A 21,047-nucleotide genomic window follows, 5' to 3' on the forward strand; every position below is an offset into this window, starting at 1 on the left:
GGCAGCCGCAGCTGGGCCTGCTCGGTGTTCTGCACCGTCAGCAGCACCTGGAACAGCGGGTGGTGCGCCAGCGAGCGGGCCGGGTTGAGCACCTCGACCAGCCGCTCGAACGGCACCTCCTGGTGGGCGAAGGCGGCCAGGTCGGTCTGCCGCACGCGGCCCAGCAGTTCGGTGAAGCTCGGGTCGCCGGAGGTGTCGGTGCGCAGCACGAGGGTGTTGACGAAGAACCCGATCAGGTCCTCCACCGCCTCGTCGGTGCGACCGGCGATCGCCGTGCCCAACGGGATGTCCGTACCGGCGCCCAACTTCGTGAACAGGGTCGCCAGCGCGGACTGCACCACCATGAACAGCGTGGTGCCGCTCCGCTTGGCCAGTGTGGACAGTCCCTTGTGGACTTCGTAGTCCAGCTCGAACTCCAGGATGCCGCCCTGGTAGCTGGCCACCGCGGGACGGGGCCGGTCGGTGGGCAGCTCCAGCAGTTCGGGAGCACCGGCCAGGGTCCGCTGCCAGTGCGCCACCTGCTGGGCCAGCACGCTGTCGGCGTCCTGCTCGTCACCGAGGACCTCGTGCTGCCACAGGGTGTAGTCCGCGTACTGCACAGGCAGCGGGGCGAACACCGGCTCCTCGCCACGGCACCGGGCCGTGTAGGCGTGCGCCAGGTCCTGGCTCAGCGGGGTCATCGACCAACCGTCGCTGGCGATGTGGTGCATCAGCAGGACAACGGCGTGCTCGGTCGGGCTGACCGTGAACAGCCAGGCCCGGATCGGCAGCTCGGCGGCCAGGTCGAACCGGTACTGCGCCGCCTCGGCGATCGCCCCGTCCAGCTCCGCGGCGGACAGCTCCACGGTGTCGAACCGCGGCTGGGCCTCGGCCGGGGACAGGATGATCTGGTGCGGGTCGGCGCTGCTGTCCGGGAAGACCGTGCGCAGGCTCTCGTGCCTGCCCACCACGTCCCGCAGCGCGGCGGCCAGCGCACTGGCGTCCACCGAGCCGGACAGGCGCAGCACCAGCGGCAGGTTGTAGGTGGCGGACGGGCCTTCCAGCCGGTTGAGGAACCACAGCCTGCGCTGGGCGTAGGACAGCGGCACGCGTTGCGGGCGGGCCATCGGCTCCAGGGCACGGCGGCCCGTGGCGGCGCCGGTCAGCCGCTCGGCGAGACCGGCGACGGTCGGCGCCTCGAACAGGGCCTGGATCGGCACCTCGACCCCCAGCGCCACCCGGATCCGGCTGATCAACTTCGTGGCCAGCAGGGAGTGCCCGCCCAGCTCGAAGAAGTTGTCCTCGATGCCGACCCGCTCCGCGCCGAGCACGTCGGCGAACAGCCCGCAGAGAACCTGCTCGGCCGGGGTGCGCGCGGCACGGCCACCGGACTCGGCGCCGAAGTCGGGCGCGGGCAGGGCCTTGCGGTCCAGCTTGCCGTTCGGGGTCAGCGGCAGCGTGTCCAGGCTGACGTAGGCCGAGGGCACCATGTACTCCGGCAACCTGCTCTGCGCCAACGCCCGCAGACCGGACACGTCCGCACTGCCGACCACATAGGCCACCAGCCGCTCTTCCCGCACCAGCACGGCCGCCCGCGTCACCTCGGGGTGCGCCGTGAGCACGGACTCGATCTCGCCCAGCTCGATGCGGAACCCGCGCAGCTTCACCTGGTCGTCCACCCGGGCCAGGTACTCCAGTTGGCCGTCGGCACGCCACCGGGCGAGGTCGCCGGTGCGGTACATGCGGGAACCAGGCTCGCCGAACGGGTCGGCGCTGAACCGCTCGGCGGTCAGGCCGGGCCGGTTGGCGTAGCCGCGGGCCAGGCCGTCACCGGCGATGTAGAGCTCACCGGTGACCCCGACCGGCACCGGGGCCAGCGCGGAGTCCAGCACGTACACGGCGGTGTTGGCGATCGGCCGCCCGATCGGCGGCACACTGCCGTCACTGATCGCCGCGCTGGCCGACCAGATCGTGGTCTCGGTGGGCCCGTACAGGTTGACCACCTCGGCACCGACCTCTGCCATGGTCCCGGCCAGCGCCGCGGGCAGCGCCTCGCCGCCGACCAGCATCCTCATGCCCCGCAAGGACTCCGCGTCCTCCGCGAGCGCGGCCTGCCAGAGCGAGGGCGTGGCCTGCATGACGGTCGCGCCACTGGTCCGCGCCAGCGCGGTCAGCGCCGCCGGGTCGCGCACCTGCGACTCGGCCGCCAGCACCACCCTCGCGCCGCTGACCAGCGGCAGGTGGATCTCCAGCCCGGCGATGTCGAAGGCCACCGTGGTGACCGCCAGCAGCCGGTCCTCGGGGGTGAGGCCGATCCGGTCGGTCATCGCGGCCAGGAAGTTGGCCAGGTCACCGACCGTGACCACCACGCCCTTGGGGCGGCCGGTGGAGCCGGAGGTGTAGATCGTGTAAGCCGGGTTGCGCAGGTCCACAGTGGACTCCGGGTCGGCCCCGGACAGCTCCGCCAGCTCGGCCTGCTTGGCCGCCGAGTCCAGCAGCACGGTCGGCACCTCGGTGCGCGGACCGTTGCCCGTGCTGAGCAGGCACACCGGCTGGGCGTCGGCCAGGATGTAGCCGATCCGCTCCGCCGGGTAGCCGGGGTCGATCGGCAGGTAGGCGGCCCCCGTCTTGAGTACGGCGAGCAGGGCGACCACCAGGTCCACCGACCTGGGCAGGGCCACCGCGACGATCCGCTCCGGGCCGACGCCTTGGGCGATCAGGTGGTGCGCCAACTGGTTGGCGCGCACGTTCAGCTCCACATAGGACACCTGCTCGGCGCCGAACACCAGCGCGGTGGCCTCCGGGCTGCCCTGGGCGTGCGCCTGGAACAGCTGCGGGACCGTCAGCGCGGGCACCTCGCGGGCCGTGTCGTTCCAGGTGCGCAGCACCTGCGTGCGCTCCTGCGCGGTGAGCAGGTCGATCCGGCTGATCGGCCGCCGCGGGTCGGCCACGACGGCCGCCAGCAGGGTCTCCAGCCTGGTCAGCAGCAGCCGCACCGAGTCGGGGCCGAACAGGTCGGTGGCGTACTCCACGTCGCCGCCGAGCCCAGCCGGGGAACCGTTGGCGTCGAAGGACTCCTGCAGGGTGAACTGGAGGTCCACGGTGGCCACGCCAGTGTCCACGCCCTCCAGCCCGGGACCGTCCGCCGAGCTGTTGTGCAGGGTCATCATGACCTGGAACAGCGGGTGGTGGGCCAGGGACCGGGTCGGGTTGAGCACCTCGACCAGCCGCTCGAACGGCACGTCCTGGTGGGCGTACGCGGCCAGGTTGGCCTCGCGCACCCGCTCCAGGACCTGGCCGAAGCCGGGGTCACCGGAGGTGTCCGTACGCAGGACGAGCGTGTTCACGAAGAAGCCGACCAGCTCCTCCAGCGCCTCGTCGGTGCGGCCCGCGATCGGCGTGCCCAGCGGGATGTCCGTGCCAGCACCCAACTTCGTGAACAGGGTGGACAGCGCGGCCTGCATGACCATGAACACCGTGGTGCCGGTCCGCTCGGCCAGTTCGGTCACGCCCCGGTGCAGCTCGGGCGTGAACTCGAAGTCCAGCGCGCCGCCCTCGTAGGAGGCCACCGCAGGACGCGGCCGGTCGGTGGGCAGTTGCAGCAGCTCCGGCAGGTCGGCCAGGGCCGTACGCCAGAACTCCACCTGGCGCGAGAGCAGGCTGGTCGGGTCCTGCTCGCTACCCAGCAAGTCCTGCTGCCACAGGGTGTAGTCCGCGTACTGCACGGGCAGCGGCGTGAACTCCGGCTGCTCGCCACGGGTCCGCGCGGCGTAGGCGTGCGCGAAGTCGCGGGACAGCGGCTCGGTGGACCAGCCGTCGCTGGCGATGTGGTGCGTCAGCAGCAACAGCGCGTGCTCGGTCGGGCTGGTGGACAACACCGTGACCCGGATCGGCAACTCGGTCGCCAGGTCGAAGGCGTGGCGCGCCAGCTCGGTCAGGTCCGCGTCCAGGTCCGTCGTGTCCACGAAGGACACCGCGGGCTCGAACTCGGCCAGCACGTGCTGGTACGGCGTGCCTTCGACGTCCGGGAAGACCGTGCGCAGGCTCTCATGCCTGACCACCACGTCCCGGACCGCGGCGACCAGTGCGTCCCGGTGCAGCTCACCGTCCAGGCGCAGCACCACCGGCACGTTGTACGTCGGGCTCGGGCCCTGCATCCGGTGCAGGAACCACAGCCGCTGCTGGGCGAAGGACAGCGGGACACGCTCGGGCCGGGTGGCCGGGGCCAGCGCGGTGCGCGCCCCACCGGCCGCCGCGAGCTGCTCGGCCAGTGCGGCCGGGGTCGGCGCCTCGAAGATCGCCCGCACCGGCAGCTCCACCGCGAAGGCCGAGCGGATACGGCTGATCAGCTGGGTCGCCCGCAGCGAGTGACCGCCCCAGGCGAAGAAGCTGTCCGTGACGCCGAAGGACTCGACCTCCAGCACCTCGGCGAACAGCTCGCACAGACGGCGTTCCTGTGGGGTCCGCGCCTCGCGGCCAGCGTCCACTTCGGACTCTTCAACGGTGCTGGCCAGCGGCGGCAGCAGCACGCCGTCCACGCTCCAGCGGGCCTTCTCCCCCGTGCGGTGCAACCGGGTCCCCGGCGCACCGAACGGGTTGGCCACGAACTGGGCCGCCGTGCGGGCGGGCTCGCCCTGGTAGCCCAGGGCCTCGTCGCCGACGTACAGGTCGCCGACCACACCCGGCGGCACCGGGCGCAGTGCGGAGTCGAGCACCTGCGCGCCCCAGGGCTGGGCCACGCGGATGACCCGGCGCACGTCGTCCAGGTCGTAGGACTGCTCCTCGGCGACCGCCAGCAGGCGGTCCACCACCGCGGCGGGCGCGGTGAGCCGCTGCACCTCGAACCACTCCAGCCAGCCGAGCAGTTCGGTGTCGTCCACCTGCTCGGTCGGCACGACCACGCAGCCGCCCGACACCAGCGTGGACAGGATCTCCAACTCCGCGGACTCGCCGTACAGCGCGACCCGCTCGGGCGCCTGCTCCGCGATGGCCGTGGCCGGGATCGCCAGGCCCTCGGCCGTCACGAGCACGACGGCACGGGCCGTCACAGCGGGATCGGTGCTGGGCTCACCCTCGGCGTCGACACTGGTCACGACCACCTCGGCGGTCGGCACCAGGGTCGCACCGGCCTTGACGGCGGCCAGCACGGCCACCACCAGGTCGGCAGAGCGCGGCAGGTCCACAGCGACCTGCTCGGCGCCGACCAGCTTGTGCGCCAGGCGGTTCGCCCGCTCGTTCAGCTCCACATAGGACAGTTCAACGTCCTCGTGCACCACGGCGGTCGCGTCCGGGGTCCGCGCCACCTGGGCCGCGAACCGCTCCGCGACGCCAGCCATGGGCAGCTCGCGGGCGGGCACCGCACGGTGCTCGTCGGCCAGCAGCACCTCCAGCGCGCTGATCGGCTGCTCGGCATCGTCGACCACCGAGGCCAGCACGGTGATCAGCCGCTGCACCATGCGCTCCACGGTGGGGCGCTCGAACAGGTCGGTCGCGAACTCCAGGAACCCGGTGATGCCGTGCGGGGTGTCGTCGGCCCCGCGGTGCTCGTCCAGGTGCAGGGTCAGGTCGAAGCGGGCCGCGGACATGTCCACGTCCTCGGCGAACCGCGCGTCCAGCCCCGGCATGGCGAACACCCCGGCACTGTTGGTCTCGAAGACCAGCATGACCTGGAACAGCGGGTGGTGCGCCAGCGAACGGACCGGGTTGACCGCGTCCACCAGGTGCTCGAACGGCACGTCCTGGTGGGCCAGCGCGGCCAGGTCGGACTCGCGGACGCGGGCCAGCAGGTCGCGGAAGCTCGGGTCGCCGGAGGTGTCCGTACGCAGTACGACGGTGTTCACGAAGAACCCGACCAGCTCGTCCAGCGCCTCGTCACCGCGACCGGCCACCGGCGTGCCGATCGGGATGTCCGTGCCCGCGCCCAGCTTGGTGAGCAGCGCGGCGAAGGCCGCCTGCATCACCATGAACACGGTGCTGCCGGTGCGCCGCGCCAGCCCGGCCATGGCCTGGTGCAGCGGCTCGCTGATGGTGAACGCGATCTCGTCACCCTGGTAGGAGGCGACGGCGGGCCGCACCCGGTCCACCGGCAGCGGCAGCACCTCGGGCAGCCCGGTCAGGGCCTGCTTCCAGTAGTCGATCTGCTTTGCCAGCTGGCTTTCCGGGTCCTCCTCGGCGCCGAGGACCTGGCGCTGCCAGATCGTGTAGTCGGCGTACTGCACGGGCAGCGGGGTCCAGCGCGGGGCGGCGCCCTGGCTGCGTGCCGCGTAGGCCACCGACACGTCGCGGGCCAGCGGGCCCTCCGACCAGCCGTCGCTGGCGATGTGGTGCACCAGCAGCAACAACACGTGCTCGTCGGTGCCGAGCTCGAACAGCGTGGCCCGCAGCGGGATCTCGCCGGTCAGGTCGAACGCCCGCCGGGACGCGGTCTCCAGCGCGGCGGCAAGCCCGTCCTCGCTGGTCCGCACCACGTCCAGTTCGGGGCTGACCTCGTTGAGCACCAACTGGTACGGCGTGTCCCCGGCCTCGGGGAAGATCGTGCGCAGGGTTTCGTGGCGCCGCACGACGTCACCGATGGCGGCCCGCAGCGCCGCGCGGTCCAGTCGGCCCGACAGGCGGAGCACCAGCGGCACGTTGTACGTGGAGCTGGGGCCCTCCAGCCGGTGCAGGAACCACAGGCGCTGCTGGGCGAAGGACAGCGGCAGCCGCTCGGGCCGCTGCACGGGCACCAGCGGGACCCGCGTGCTGGCGGCGGCCGAGTCGAGCCGCTCCACCAGGCCCGCGACAGTGGGCTCGCCGAACAGGGCGCGCACGGTCAGTTCCGCGCCGAAGGTGGCGCGGATCCGGCTGAGCAGGCGGATCGCCGACAGCGAGTGGCCGCCCAACACGAAGAAGCTGTCGTCGATGCCGACCCGCTCCACGCCGAGGACCTCGGCGAACAGCCCGCACAGGATCTCCTCCTGCGGGGTGCGCGCCGACCGCGACTCGGCGGCGCCGGTGGAGACGTCCAGCGCCTCGCGGTCGACGGTGCCGCGCTCGGTCAGCGGCAGCTCGGCCGCGACGACCACGGTGGTCGGCACCAGGTACTCCGGCAGCACCGCGTCCACGTACTGGCGGACCCCGGCCACGTCCACGTCCCGGCCGACCAGGTGGGCCACCAACTGCCCGTCCCGGACCACCACGGCCGCCTGCGTGACGTCGGGGCGCTCCAGCAGCGCGGCCTCGACCTCGGCGGGCTGGATGAGCAGCCCGCGGACCACGGCGGTCTCGACCAGTTCGAGCTGACCGTCCGACCGCCAGCGCACCTGGTCGCCGGTCCGCTCCCCGTCGACGACCAACTGCCCGAGCACGCCGGGGGCCAGCAGTCGGCCCTCACCGTCCACAACGGACACGTCGACACCGGGCAGCGGGCGGCCGATCGGCACCAGCGCGGCGGGGTCGGTCGTGACGAACCTCGTGGCGGCCACGGGACGGCCAGCCACCTCGTGCAGGTTCACCAGCGTGCCGTGGAACCGCCGCGCGAGGGCGGCGGGCAGCGGCTCGCCAGCGCAGAACACCAGGCGCAGGTCCACAGTGGACGCGGCGAGCTGGGTCGGGGTGTAGGACGCCACGGTGACGCCCTCGGTGGAGCCGATCACGACCGCCGCGCCGGAGGTCAGCGCCCAGACCAGGTCGCGAACCGCCGTGCTCGCCGTGTGCAGCAGCACGCGGTCGGTCGGCAGGATCGGCTCGACCACGGTGACCGCGGCCGACCACTGGGCCGCCAGCGCGGCGGCCACGTAGTCCACCGACAGCTCCTGCGGCAGCTCGGACACCGTGCCGATCCGCTCGCGCAGGTCCGCATAGGACAGTCGCTGCTCGCCGCAGATCACCGCCGTGGCGGCCGGGTCCTGGGCCTCGACCAGTTCGCCGACCGTCGTGGTGCTGGTGACGGCGGGCCCGTTCCAGTCCACCGTGATCCGCTGGCGCTCGGCCGGGTCCAGCACGTCCAGCTCGCCGATGGTCCGGTCCGGGTTGCTGACCGCCTCGTCCAGCACGCGCATGAGCCGCTCACCGAAGCCGTCGATCGTGGCCCGGTCGAACAGGTCGGTGGCGTACTCGATCTCACCGACGATGCCCGCGGGCTCGCCGTCCGCGGAGTAGCGCTCCTGCAGGCGGATGTCCATGGCGAACTTCGCCACGCCCGCGATCACGTCCTCCAGGCCAACCTCCAGGCCGGGCAGGCGCACGTCGACCTCGTCGAAGTTCTCGAAGGTCAGCATGATCTGGAACAGCGGGTGGTGCGCCAGCGAACGGGTGGGGTTGACCACCTCCACGATCCGCTCGAAGGGCAGGTCCTGGTGGGCGAAGGCGGCCAGGTCGGTCTCGCGCACCCGGTCCAGCAGGGTGCGGAAGCTCGGGTCCCCGGAGGTGTCCGTACGCAGTACGAGCGTGTTCACGAAGAACCCGAACAGGTCCTCCAGCGCCTCGTCGGTACGACCGGCGATCGGCGTGCCCAGCGGGATGTCCGTGCCCGCGCCGACCCTGGTCAGCAGGGCGGACAGGCCCGCCTGGATCAGCATGAACAGCGTGGTGTTGGTCTGCTTGGCCAGTTCGGCCATCTTCGCGTGCAGCGCGGGGCTGATCCGCAGCTCGGCCTCGTCGCCGCCGTAGCTGGCCACGGCGGGCCGCGCGCGGTCGGTGGGCAGCTCGATCTTCTCCGGCAGCCCGGCCAGGGTCGTGCGCCAGAACGCCATCTGGCGGCTGATCTCGCTGTTCGGGTCCTCCTCGCTGCCCAGCAGTTCCCGCTGCCACAGCGTGTAGTCCACGTACTGCACCGGCAGCGGGGCCCAGCCCGGCGCCTGGCCACGCAGTCGTGCCGCGTAGGCCTCGGACAGGTCGTTGCCCAGCAGGGACTCCGACCAGCCGTCGCTGGCGATGTGGTGCATCAGCGGCAGCAGCGCGTACTCGTTGCCGCCCAGGCAGAACAGGGTGGTGCGCAGCGGCAGCTCGGTGGTCAGGTCGAAGTGGTACCGGGAGGCCTCGCGCAGCGCCTCGGTGAGCTCCTCCGCGCTGACGTGCTCGACGTGCAGTTCCGGGCGGCCCTGCACCGGGTCCAGCACGACCTGGTAGGGCGTGCCGTCCACGTCGGGGAACAGGGTGCGCAGCGACTCGTGCCGTGCGACCACGTCGGCCAGGGCCTCACGCAGCGCGTCCAGGTCGAGATCGCCGGACATGCGCATGACCAGTGGCACGTTGTAGGTGGCGCTCGGGCCCTCCAGCTGGCCGAGGAACCACAAGCCCTGCTGCACGAACGACAGCGGCAACCTGCCCTCGCGCGGCATCGGGCGCAGCGCGGTGCGGGCCCGCTCGGCGGCGTCGAGCCGCTCGGACAGCCCCGCCACGGTCGGCGCCTCGAACAGCGCGCGCAGGGCCAGCTCCGCGCCGAAGGCGGAGCGGATCCGGCTGACCAGCCTGGTCACCAGCAGCGAGTGGCCGCCGAGGTCGAAGAAGCTGTCGTCGATGCCGACCCGCTCCACGCCAAGCACGTCGGCGAACAGTCCACAGAGGACTTCCTCGCGCTGGTTGCGCGGCTCGCGGCCACCGGCGGCCGCGGACAGGTCGGGCGCGGGCAGCGCCTTGCGGTCCAGCTTTCCGTTGGCGGTCAACGGGAACGCGTCGATCGTCACGAAGGCCGAGGGCACCATGTACTCCGGCAGCGAGCCCTGGGCGTGTGCCTTGAGCTCGGCGTGGTCCACCCCGCCGATCACGTAGGCGACCAGCCTCTTGTCCCCGGGCCGGTCCTCGCGCACCAGCACGGTGACCTGCTCCACCTCGGGGTGGCGCTCGATGACGCCCTCGATCTCGCCCAGTTCGATGCGGAAGCCGCGGATCTTCACCTGGTGGTCGGCGCGGCCCAGGTAGTCCAGGGTGCCGTCGGTGGTCCACCGGGCCAGGTCCCCGCTGCGGTACATGCGGGTGCCCGGCTCGCCGAACGGGTCGGCCACGAACCGCTCCCCGCTCAGGCCGGGGCGGCCCAGGTAGCCGCGGGCCAGTCCGGCGCCCGCGACGTAGAGCTCACCGGTGACCCCGGGCGGCACCGGCTGGAGGCAGTCGTCGAGCAGGTAGACGCGCAGGTCGGGGATGCCGGTGCCGATCAGGCTGGCACCGCCGCCCGCGGCGATCTCCTCGTCCAGGGCGATGTGCGTGACGTGCACCGTGGTCTCGGTGATGCCGTACATGTTGACCAGCACCGGGGCGTCGGCGGCGTGCCTGGCGTACCACTCGGTCATGCGGCGCAGTTCCAGCGCCTCGCCGCCGAAGACCACGTAGCGCAGGGACAGCGGCTTGGGGTTGTCCTTGTCCGCTTGGATCAGCTGGTAGAACGCGGACGGGGTCTGGTTGAGCACCGTGACCCGCTCCTGGCTCAACAGAGCCAGGAACTCCTCCGGCGAACGCGTGGTGGCGTGCGGCACGACCACCAGGCGACCGCCGTGCAGCAGCGGGCCCCACAGCTCCCACACCGAGAAGTCGAACGCGTAGGAGTGGAACAGGGTCCACACATCCTCCGGTCCAAAGTGGAACCACTGCTCGGTGGCGGTGAACAGGCGCACGGCGTTGCGGTGCGGGATCAGCACGCCCTTGGGACGGCCGGTGGATCCCGAGGTGTAGATCACGTACGCGGCGTTGTCCGGGCTCAGCGCGCCGAGCTCCGGGTTGCCGCTCGGGTACGTGGACAGCTCGGCCTGGTCCAGCACGACCACCGGCACCGAGTCGGGCAGCTCCACGCTGACCTGCGAGCTGGTGACCACGGCCGCGGGCTTGGCGTCGGCCAGCACGTAGGCGATGCGGTCGGCCGGGTAGGCCGGGTCGATCGGCAGGTAGGCGGCACCGGCCTTGATCGTGGCCAGCACGGCGACGACCATCTCCGCGCAGCGCGGCATGGCCAGGGCAACCAGGTCCTCGGTGCCCACGCCCTGGGCGATCAGGTGGTGCGCCAAGCGGTTCGCGCGCTCGTTGAGGTCCGCATAGGACAGTCGGGTGTCCTCGAACACCACGGCGATCGCCGACGGGTCCCGGGCGACCTGGGCCTCGAAGACGCCCGTCAGGGTCTCCTGGGTGGTGTCGGCCTCGGCGCCGTTCCACTCCACCAGCATGCGCTGGCGCTCGGCCGGGGTCAGCACGTCGATCTGGCCGATCGGGCGGTCCGGGTCGGCCACCACCGCGGTGAGCAGCCGCACCAGGCGGCCCGCGATGGTCAGCACGGTCTCCCGGTCGAACAGGTCGGTGGCGTACTCGATCAGGCCCGCCATGCCCAGCGGGGTGCCGTCCTCGGCGTAGGACTCGCGGAAGTCGAAGTCCAGGTCGAACTTGGAGGAGCCCGAACCGATGTCCTCGAAGCTGGCGCGCAGGCCGGGCAGGTCCAGCTCGGCCTCGGCGTTGTTCTGGAACAGCACCATGACCTGGAACAGCGGGTGGTGCGACAGGGAGCGGACCGGGTTGAGCACCTCGACCAAGCGCTCGAACGGGACCTCCTGGTGGGCGTAGGCGGCGAGGTCGGCCTCGCGCACCCGGCCGACCAGCTGCCGGAAGCTGGGGTTGCCGGAGGTGTCCGTGCGCAGGACGAGCGTGTTCACGAAGAACCCGACCAGGTCCTCCAGCGCCTCGTCGGTGCGGGCGGCCGAGACGCTGCCCATCGGGATGTCCGTGCCCGCGCCCAGCCTGGTGAGCAGGGCGGACAGCGCCGACTGCACCACCATGAACAGCGTGGAGTTGGTCTGCCTGGCCAGTTCCACCAGTCCGAGGTGCAGGCGGGCGTCGATGGTGAACTCCACCTCGTCGCCCCGGTAGGAGGCCACCGCGGGGCGCGGCCGGTCGGTGGGCAGGCTCAGCTGCTCGGGCAGCTCGGCCAGCGCCTTCTTCCAGAACGTCAACTGCTCGTTCAGCAGGCTGTCCGGGTCCTTCTCGTCACCGAGCAGCTTCTGCTGCCACAGCGTGAAGTCCGCGTACTGCACCGGCAGCGGCGCCCAGTCCGGGGCCTGCCCGCGCAGCCGCGCCTTGTACGCGGTGGACAGGTCGCGCGACAGCGGGGCGTCCGACCAGCCGTCGCTGGCGATGTGGTGCAGCAGCAACAGGACCACGTGGTCGGTGGGGCTGCTGGAGAACACCGTCACCCGCAGCGGCACCTCGGCGGCCAGGTCGAAGCTGTACCGCCCGGCCTCGGCCAGCAGCACCGGCAGGGTCTCCGCGTCGGTGGCCACCTCGGTGATCACCGGCTGGGCCTGTGCCAGCGGCAGGATCAGCTGGTAGGGCGTGCCGTCGTGCTCGGGGTAGATCGTGCGCAGGGTCTCGTGCCGGTCCACCACGTCGGCCACGGCGGCGGCGAAGGCGGGGCGGTCCAGCTCACCGGTCAGCCGCAGGATCAGCGGCTCGGTGTAGGTGGCGCTGTCCTCCTCCAGGCGGTGCAGGAACCACAGCCGCCACTGTGCGAAGGACAGCGGCATGTGCTGCTCGGGGCGCTGCGCCCGCTCCAGCGGGACGCGCGCGGTCCCGGCGGCGCTGAACCGCTCGACCAGCCCGGCCACCGTGGGCGACTCGAACAGGTTGCGGATCGTCAGCTCCACGCCGAACATCGAGCGGATCCGGCTGAGCATGCGGATCGCCGACAGCGAGTGGCCGCCCAGCTCGAAGAAGCTGTCGTCGATGCCGACCTCGGGCACGCCGAGCACGTCACCGAACAGTCCACAGAGGATCTCCTCCTGCGGGGTGCGCGGCGCGCGGCGAACCGCCTGCTGTGCGACCTCTTCGACCTCCGCCTGCTCGGCGGTGCCGTCCCAGTTCAGCTCGACCAGCTCGCCGATCGTACTGTCCGGAGTGGACACGACCGCGCGCAGCAGCCGCTCCAGGTGCTGGCTCAGCTCCACGGTCGCGGCGTGGTCGAGCAGGTCGGGGCGGTGCTCCAGGCGCAGCCCGAGCTGGGCGCCGGGCAGCACGGACAGGGTCAGCGGGAAGTGCGTGGCGTCGTGGTCCTCCAGCCCGGCCACGGTCAGGCCCGGGGCCACCGGCCAGCTGCTGCCCGCCTCGTGCGGGTAGTTCTCCACGATCGTCAGGGTGTCGAACAGCTCGCCCAGCCCGGTCAGGCGCTGGAGGTCGGCCAGGCCCACGTGGTGGTGCGCCAGCAGCTGGGACTGCTCGTCCTGCACACGGGCCAGCAGCCCGGTCAGGCTCTCCTCGCGGTCCAGCCGGATGCGCACCGGCAGGGTGTTGATGAACATGCCGATCATCGACTCGATGCCGGGGATCTCCGAGGGGCGGCCCGAGACGGTGGCGCCGAACACCACGTCGGTGCGGCCGGTGCGCAGCGCCAGCAGCATCGCCCACGCGCCCTGTACCAGCGTGTTCAGCGTGAGGCCGTGGCTGCGGGCAGCCGCGAGCAACTCCGCGGTGAACTGCTCGGTGAGCCGGAGCATCACCTGCTCGGGCCGCACCGGGGTGCCCGCCGCGTTGGGCGCCAACAGGGTCGGACCGTCCAGTTCGGACAGTGCGGTGCGCCACGCCTGCTCGGCGGTGGACGCGTCCTGGGCGGACAGCCAGGCCAGGTAGTCGCGGTACGGGGCGACCGCACCCGGCTCGCGCCCGGCGTACAGGTCGAACAGCTCGTCCAGCAGGGACTGCATGGACCAGCCGTCGAACAGCACGTGGTGGTTGGTGATCACGAACCGGTGCTGCTCCGCGCCGAGCTTGATCAGCGTGAACCGGAGCAGCGGGGGCTTGGCCAGGTCGAAGCGGCGCTGGCGGTCCTCGGTGGTGATGGCCGTGACGGCGTCCCGCTGGGCAACGGCGTCCACAGTGGACAGGTCGTGCTCGGTCCAGGGCAGCTCGACCTCGGCGGGCACGAACTGCACGGGGCGGCTCACGCCCTCGTGCCAGAACCCGGCGCGCAGGTTGTCGCGGCGGCGCAGCACCCCGGCGGCGGCACGGCGCAGCGCGGCCGGGTCCAGCGGGCCGTCCAGGCGGAAGACCTCCTGCACGGCGTAGATGTCCGGGGCCTGGTCGTCGAACAGGGCGTGGAACAGCAGGCCGTCCTGGAGCGGGGCCAGCGGCAGCACGTCGGCCAGCGCGGGCACGGCGGCCTCGATGCGCTCGATCTCGTGCTGCGCCAGGGACACCAGCGGCAGATCGGAGGGGGTGTGCCCGGCGACACCGCGGTCGGTGGCGTGGGTGGCCAGCAGTTCCAGGGCGCGCAGCCAGGTGCGGGCCAGCTTGCGCACGTCCTGGTCGGACAGCAGGCCGTCCGGCCAGGTGAAGGTCGCCGACAGGCGCGGGCCGTCGGCCAGGTCCTCGGTCAGCGCGTTGATCTCCAGCGCGTACTCCAGCGGCATGCCCGCGTCGGCCCCGCCGCCCAGCGACTCGCCCTCGGGGGCGGTGGCCCAGTCGGCGCCCTCCGGGGCACTGAACCGGCCCAGGTAGTTGAAGCCGATCTGCGGGGTGCCGTACCCGGCGAGGGTGTCGCGGGTGCGCTCGTTGAGGTGGCGCAGCAGGCCGTAGCCGATCCCGTTGTCCGGCAGGCGGCGCAGCTGCTCCTTGACCCGCTTGACCGCGCGGCCCAGCGAGGCGCCGCCGACCCGCAGTTCGTCCAAATCGGACACCGCGGCGTCCAGTCGCACGGGGTAGACGCTGGTGAACCAGCCCACCGTGCGGGACAGGTCCAGCCCTTCGGCGATCTCCTCGCGGCCGTGGCCCTCCAGGTCCACCAGCAGGCCGGAGACCTCCTCGCCGCGGTCGCGGCGCCAGTCGGCCACCGCCACCGCCAGCGCGGTGAGCAGCACGTCGTTGACGCCACCGTGCACGGCGGCGGGCAGCGTGGTCAGCAGCGGCCCGGTGTACTCCGCGGGCAACGAGACCGTGACGGTCCGCGCGGTGCCGCGCACGTCACGGGCGTGGTCGAGCGCGCGGACCCCGATCAGCGGGTCCTCGCCCTCCAGGACCTCCTGCCACAGGGCCAGCTCTTCGGCGCGGGCCGCGGACTGGGCCCGCAACTGCTCGGTCCAGCGCCGGAACGAGGTGCCCACCGGGGCGAGCTCCGGGGTTCGCCCACCGGACACGGCCTCCCACGCGGCGCGCAGGTCGGGCAGCAGGATGCGCCAGGACACACCGTCCACGGCGAGGTGGTGCACCAGGACCAGCAGCCGGTCGGTGTCCTCGAACCACACGGCCTGCACCATGATCCCGTCTCGCGGGGACAGGCGCTGCTGGGCCTCGGCACGTGCTTCGTCCACAGTGGACCCGGTGATCCGCTGGACGCAAGCGCTCGCGTCGACCGATCCGGGTGCGAGCACGGTCATCCGCCACTGATCATCAACTCGCAGGCGGAGCACGTCGTGCTTGTCCAGCAAGGCCTGCACGGCGGCGGTCAGGTTCTCCGCACCGAGCCCGGCGGGCACGCGCAGCAGCACGGACTGGTGGTAGGCGTCGGTCGGGCCGCCGTGCTCGCGCAGGGCGTGCATGATCGGGGTCGGCACGACCTCGCCGACCGCCACGTCCACCACGGCGGAGGCGACCGGGGCCGCGGCCTCGGTGGCCACGGCCGCGAGCCGGGCCACGGTCTTGTGCTCGAACACGTTGCGCGGGGTGATCACCAGCCCGGCCTTGCGTGCGCGCGAGACGAGCTGGATCGACACGATGCTGTCGCCGCCGAGGTCGAAGAAGCCCTCGTCCAGGCCCACCGCGGGCAGGCCGAGCAGGTCGGCGAACAGGTCGGCCAGCACGCGTTCGCGCGGGCTCATCGGGCGCTGCTCCACCGCGCCGAAGTCCGGCTCGGGCAGCTCACCGCCGAGCGAGTCCACGGTGCGGAAGGCCGCCGGGACCATGTACTCCGGCACCTCGCGGGCGACGTGCTCGCGCAGGTCGGTGCCGCGCACGGTCAGTCCGGGCAACGGCACCACGTAGGCGGCCAGCTTGTCGCCGAAGGCCCGCACGGCGGCCTGGTCCACGGCGGGGTGCTTGCGCAGCACCGACTCCAGTCGCCCGAGGTCGGCAAGGGCGCCGCGGACCCGCACCTGCTCGCCGAGCGGGGCGGCGCCGATCGCGGGCACCTCGATCCGCGCGATGGACTGGTCGGGGGCGGCCGTGGCGGCGCGCAGCACGGCCGCCAGCGCCTCGGTGATCGTGCGGACCGTGTCGTGCTCGAACAGGTCGGTGGCGTACTCCACGATGCCGGTGACCCCGTCGGGCAGGCCGTCGGCGGTGTGCCGCTCCTGAAGGCGCAGGTCCATGTCGAACTTGGCCACACCGGTGGGGATCTCGCTGACCGCCACGTCCAGGCCGGGCAGTCGCGGCGCGGCCTCGCCCAGGTTCTCGAAGGTCAGCATGACCTGGAACAGCGGGGTGTTGGCCAGGGAGCGCTGCGGGTTGAGCTCCTCGACGAGCCGGTCGAAGGGCACGTCCTGGTGGGCGTAGGCGGCGAGGTCGGCCTCGCGGACCCGCGCCAGCAGCTCGCGGAAGCTGGGGTCCCCGGAGGTGTCCGTACGCAGTACGAGCGTGTTCACGAAGTAGCCGACCAGATCGGTCAGCGCCTCGTCGGTGCGGCCCGCGGCGGGCGTGCCCAGCGGGATGTCGGTGCCCGCGCCGAGCCTGGTGAGCAGGGTGGCCAGAGCGGCCTGCACCACCATGAACACGGTGCTGCCGGTGCTGCGGGCCAGGTCCGTGACGGCCCGGTGCAGGTCCGCCTCGAAGGCGAAGGTCAGCTCGTCACCGCGGTGCGAGGCCACGGCGGGGCGCGGCCGGTCGCTGGGGAACTCCGCCAGCTCGGCCACACCGGCCAGGGCCTCACGCCAGAAGGCGAGCCCCTCGGTGAGGTCGTGCTGCTGCCACAGGGTGTAGTCCGCGTACTGCACGGGCAGCGGCGCCCAGTCCGGTGCGGCGCCGTGCAGTCGTGCCTGGTACGCGGTGGACAGGTCGGCGATGAGCGGGCGCTCCGACCAGCCGTCGCTGGCGATGTGGTGCATCACCAGCAGCAGCACGTGCCGGTCGCCCTCGGAGAACAGCGTGGCCCGCAGCGGGGCCTCGGCCGCCAGGTCGAAGGCGTGGCGGGCGGCCTGCTCCACGGCACCCGGCTTGAGGTCCACAAAGGACAAGTCAGGGCCGGAGGCCAGGACGTGCTGGTACGGGCGGCCCTCCTCGTCGGGGAAGACCGTGCGCAGGGACTCGTGGCGGTCCACGACGTCGGCCAGGGCCAGCCGCAGCGCGTCCCGGTCCACCTGGCCGGTCATGGTCAGGGCCAGCGGGATGTTGTAGGTCGCGCTCGGGCCCTCAAGGCGGTGCAGGAACCACAGGCCCTGCTGGGCAGGCGAGAGCGGCAGGCGCTCCGGACGGTCCACCTTGGACAGTGCGGGCCGGGCCGTCACAGCGGCGTCCAGGCGACGGGCCAGCTCGGCCACGGTGGGCGCCTCGAACAGCGCGCGGACCGGCAGCTCGACGCGCAGCTGCGAGCGCAGGCGGGCGATCAGCCTGGCCGCCAGCAGGGAGTGACCGCCGAGGTCGAAGAAGTTGTCCTCGGCGCCGACCTCGGCCACGCCGAGCACCTCGGCGAACAGCCCGCACAGCACCTGCTCCTGCTCGGTGCTGGCGCCCCTGGTGGTCTCGTAGCGCGGACGCGGCAGTGCCTGGCGGTCCAGCTTGCCGTTGGGCGCCAGCGGGAAGTCCTCCAGCGCGACGATCGCCGAGGGAACCATGTACTCGGGCAGCCGCTCGCCGAGCGCGGTCCGCAGCTCGCCGCTGTCCACATCGGACACCACGTAGGCGACGATGCGCTTGTCTCCCGGCTGGTCCTCGCGCACCAGGACGGCCACTCGGCGCACGCCCTCGCACTGGGCCAGCGCGGCCTCGATCTCGCCCAGCTCGATGCGGAACCCGCGCACCTTGACCTGGTCGTCGGCGCGGCCGAGGAAGTCCAGCTCGTCGTTGGCGTTCCAGCGGGCCAGGTCACCCGTGCGGTACATGCGGGTGCCCGGCTCGCCGAACGGGTCGGCCACGAACCGCTCCGCGGACAGGCCGGGGCGGTTGAGGTAGCCGTGCGCCAGCTGCACACCGGCCACGTAGAGCTCGCCGGTCACACCGAGCTCGACCGGTCGCAGCGCCTCGTCCAGCACGTACGCGCTGGTGTTCCACACCGGGCGGCCGATCGGCAGCGGGGCGTTGCCGCACCCGGGCCGCGCCTCGTAGCCGGTGACGTCCACCGAGGCCTCGGTGGGGCCGTACAGGTGGGCCAGCCGCACACCCCACTCGGAGACGACCTGTTCGGCCAGCGTGGGCGGCAGCACCTCACCGGCCACGAAGACCAGGCGCAGCGCCAGGTTCTCGGCGCGCGCGATGGCCTCGGCGGTGACGGCCAGCAGCGAGGGCACGAACTGCGCCACGGTGACCCCGTGCCGCGCGGCGTAGGCCACCAGCGCCTCGGGGTCGCGGGTCACGGTGCTCGGCGCGAGACAGATCGTGGCCCCGGCCAGCAGCGGCAGCCAGATCTCCGAGCCCGCCGCGTCGAAGCTGAACGCGGTGCGGGCCAGCACCACGTCCTGCTCGTCCACGTCCCAGGCCTCGGCCTGCCACAGCATGTGGTTGACCACACCGGCGTGCGGTACGACCACGCCCTTGGGACGGCCGGTCGAACCGGAGGTGTAGATCACGTACGCCGGGCTGGCCGGGCTGACCTCGATGCCGACCCCAGTATCTTCCTGGGAAGCAACAGCGGCGGCGATCTCCGGGTCGTCCAGCAGCAGCCGAGGTGCGGCCAGCTCGGGCAGCGCCCCGGCGACCGTGCTGTCGGTCAGCAGCAGGGCGGGGGCCGAATCGGCCACCATGAAGGCGATCCGGTCGGCGGGGTAGTCCGGGTCCACGGGCACGTAGGCCGCGCCGACCTCGGCCACGGCGAGCATCGCCACGATCATCGACACCGAGCGCGGCAGCGCCAGCGCCACCCGCTGCCCGGGCGCGACCCCGCGCGCCAGCAGGAACCGGGCCAGCCGGTGCGCCTGCTCGGTCAGTTCCCGATAGGTCAGCGCGGTGTCCTCGAACACCAGCGCCCGCCGACCGGGTGCGCGCTCGGCCCGCGCCTGGACCAGCGCCGCCAGGCTCGCCGTGCCCTCGTCCACCCGCATCGTCGAACCGTCCACGCCGCCAACTCCTCGTGACCTCAAAGACTTCGTGCCGCGGCGGACGCTAGTGACGGCGCGTTTCGTCTTGTTATCGCGCGGCCGATAACAAGACGAAAGACCGCGTGCCTAGCGTGGCGACCAGCCAGGACAGCACAGTGCGGAGGTTCGGTCGATGCTCGACGAGTTCGAGGAGGCGACGATCGGGCAGCTGCGCGCCCGGCTGGACGCCGGTGAGCTGAGCGCGGTGGAGCTGACCCGCCACTACCTGGACCGGATCGAGCGGCTCAACCCCGAACTGCTCGCCGTGCTCGAGACGAACCCGGACGCGCTGGCCGAGGCCGCCGCGCTGGACGCGGGCCCGAACCGGGGGCCGCTGCACGGCATTCCCGTGCTGCTCAAGGACACCATCGAGACCGCGGACCGGATGCACACCACCGCGGGCTCGCAGGCACTGCTCGGGTCACGGCCCGCGCAGGACGCCACGGTGGCCGCCCAGTTGCGCGCGGCCGGTGCCGTCCTGCTCGGCAAGACCAACCTCACCACCTGGATCACCGGGTCCAGTGGCTGGAGCCCGCGTGGCGGCCAGTGCCGCAACCCGTACCACCTGGACCGCAGTCCGAACGGGTCCAGCGCGGGCTCGGCGGTCGGCGTGGCGGCCAACCTGTGCGCCGCCGCACTGGGAGTTGAGACCGTAGGCTCAATTCTCGGCCCGGCCAGCGTGAACTGCGTCGTGGGTCTCAAACCCACGGTGGGCCTGACCAGCCGGGCTGGCCTGATCCCCGGCGTGCACAGCATGGACTCGATCGGACCACTGACCCGCACCGTGGCCGACGCCGCGCGCATGCTCAGCGTGCTGACCGGTGTGGACCCGCGCGACCCCGCGACCCGCGCCAGCCGCCCGCAGGAGGACTACACGCGGTTCCTGGACGCGGATGGCTTGCGGGGCGCCAGGATCGGCGTGGTGCGCGGCTACTTCGGCTTCAACGACCACGCCGACGCCGTGGCCGAGTCGGCGCTGAAGGTGCTGGCCGACTCCGGCGCGGTGCTCGTGGACGAGGTGCCGCTGCCCACACCCGACGAGCTGATGCGGCACGGCATGGTGCTGGGCACCGTGCAGTTCCGCGAGGCCAAGCACTACAAGGACGCCTACCTCGCGCAGACCCCCGGCGAGCACCCGCGCAGCCTCGCGGAGCTGATCGAGTACAACCGCGAGCACGCGGACGTGCAACTGCGCCACTTCGGCCAGGAATCGCTGGAGCTGGTCAACGGCTTCAGCGCCGACCTGGACGTGGAGTACCGCGAGGCACTGGCCACCCTGCACCGGCTCACCCGGGACGAGGGCATCGACGCCGCGCTGGGCGCACACGGGCTCGACGCGCTGGTGATGCCCACCATGGGGCCGCCGTGGATGATCGACCTGGTCAACGGGGACCCGGAGGTCATGGGCAGTTCCCTGGTGCCGGGGTTCGCCGGCTACCCGGCGATCAGCGTGCCCGCCGGTTTCGTGCGGGGGCTGCCGGTGGGCGTCACCTTCGCCGCGGGCGCCTGGAGCGAGCCGGTGCTGATCCGGTTGGCGCACGCCTTCGAGCAGGCCAACCCGGTCCGCCGGGTACCCACGTTCGCCCGCGGCCTCTGACCTGGTGGGGAGCCATGACCATCTCGTACCCCGGTACTGCCCTCAGCGGTGTGCTGCACCGCGAGCTGGAAGTCCTGCGCGCGACCGCCAACCGGTCCGACCCGGTTGAGGAGACCGTGCTGTGCCTGGTCGAGTGCGCCGCGCGCGCCGCCGCGGCCGCCGAGCGCCCCGCCGACCGCGAGCAGCTGCACGAGGCGCTGGCCGCCGCCCGCGCCGCCGTGGTCGCCGCGAGCTTCGCCCTGGCCGAAATGGCGTGAAGGTGGCTTTCACCGCGTCCAGCGCGGTGAAAGCCACCTTCACGGCGT

The 21,047-nt window shown here is 72.4% G+C and carries 3 protein-coding genes (1 of these 3 only partly in view); 2 read left to right on the forward strand and 1 reads right to left on the reverse strand.

Features of this window, described 5'->3' with window-relative positions; translation table 11 throughout:
* Positions 1-19,124 carry the 5' portion of a non-ribosomal peptide synthase/polyketide synthase gene (locus KALB_RS49535; protein ID WP_025359425.1) on the reverse strand. 3,436 nt of this gene lie to the left of the window's left edge, so 19,124 of the gene's 22,560 nt are visible here — the first part of the coding sequence; its start codon is at positions 19,122-19,124; its stop codon lies off the left edge, out of view.
* A gap of 154 nt (positions 19,125-19,278) precedes the next feature.
* Between KALB_RS49535 and KALB_RS30255 the strand changes: the two genes are divergently transcribed.
* Both KALB_RS30255 and KALB_RS47840 read left to right on the forward strand, forming a co-directional pair.
* On the forward strand, positions 19,279-20,742 hold the full coding sequence (locus tag KALB_RS30255; RefSeq protein ID WP_025359426.1) for an amidase family protein: 1,464 nt from the start codon (positions 19,279-19,281) through the stop codon (positions 20,740-20,742).
* 14 nt (positions 20,743-20,756) lie between these two features.
* A complete protein-coding gene (locus KALB_RS47840; protein ID WP_025359427.1) occupies positions 20,757-20,999 on the forward strand; it encodes a hypothetical protein in 243 nt (80 codons plus the stop codon).
* Positions 21,000-21,047 lie beyond the last annotated feature (48 nt).

This window comes from Kutzneria viridogrisea DSM 43870, assembly GCF_000525635.1.
GTDB classification, from domain to species: Bacteria; Actinomycetota; Actinomycetes; order Mycobacteriales; family Pseudonocardiaceae; genus Kutzneria; species Kutzneria viridogrisea.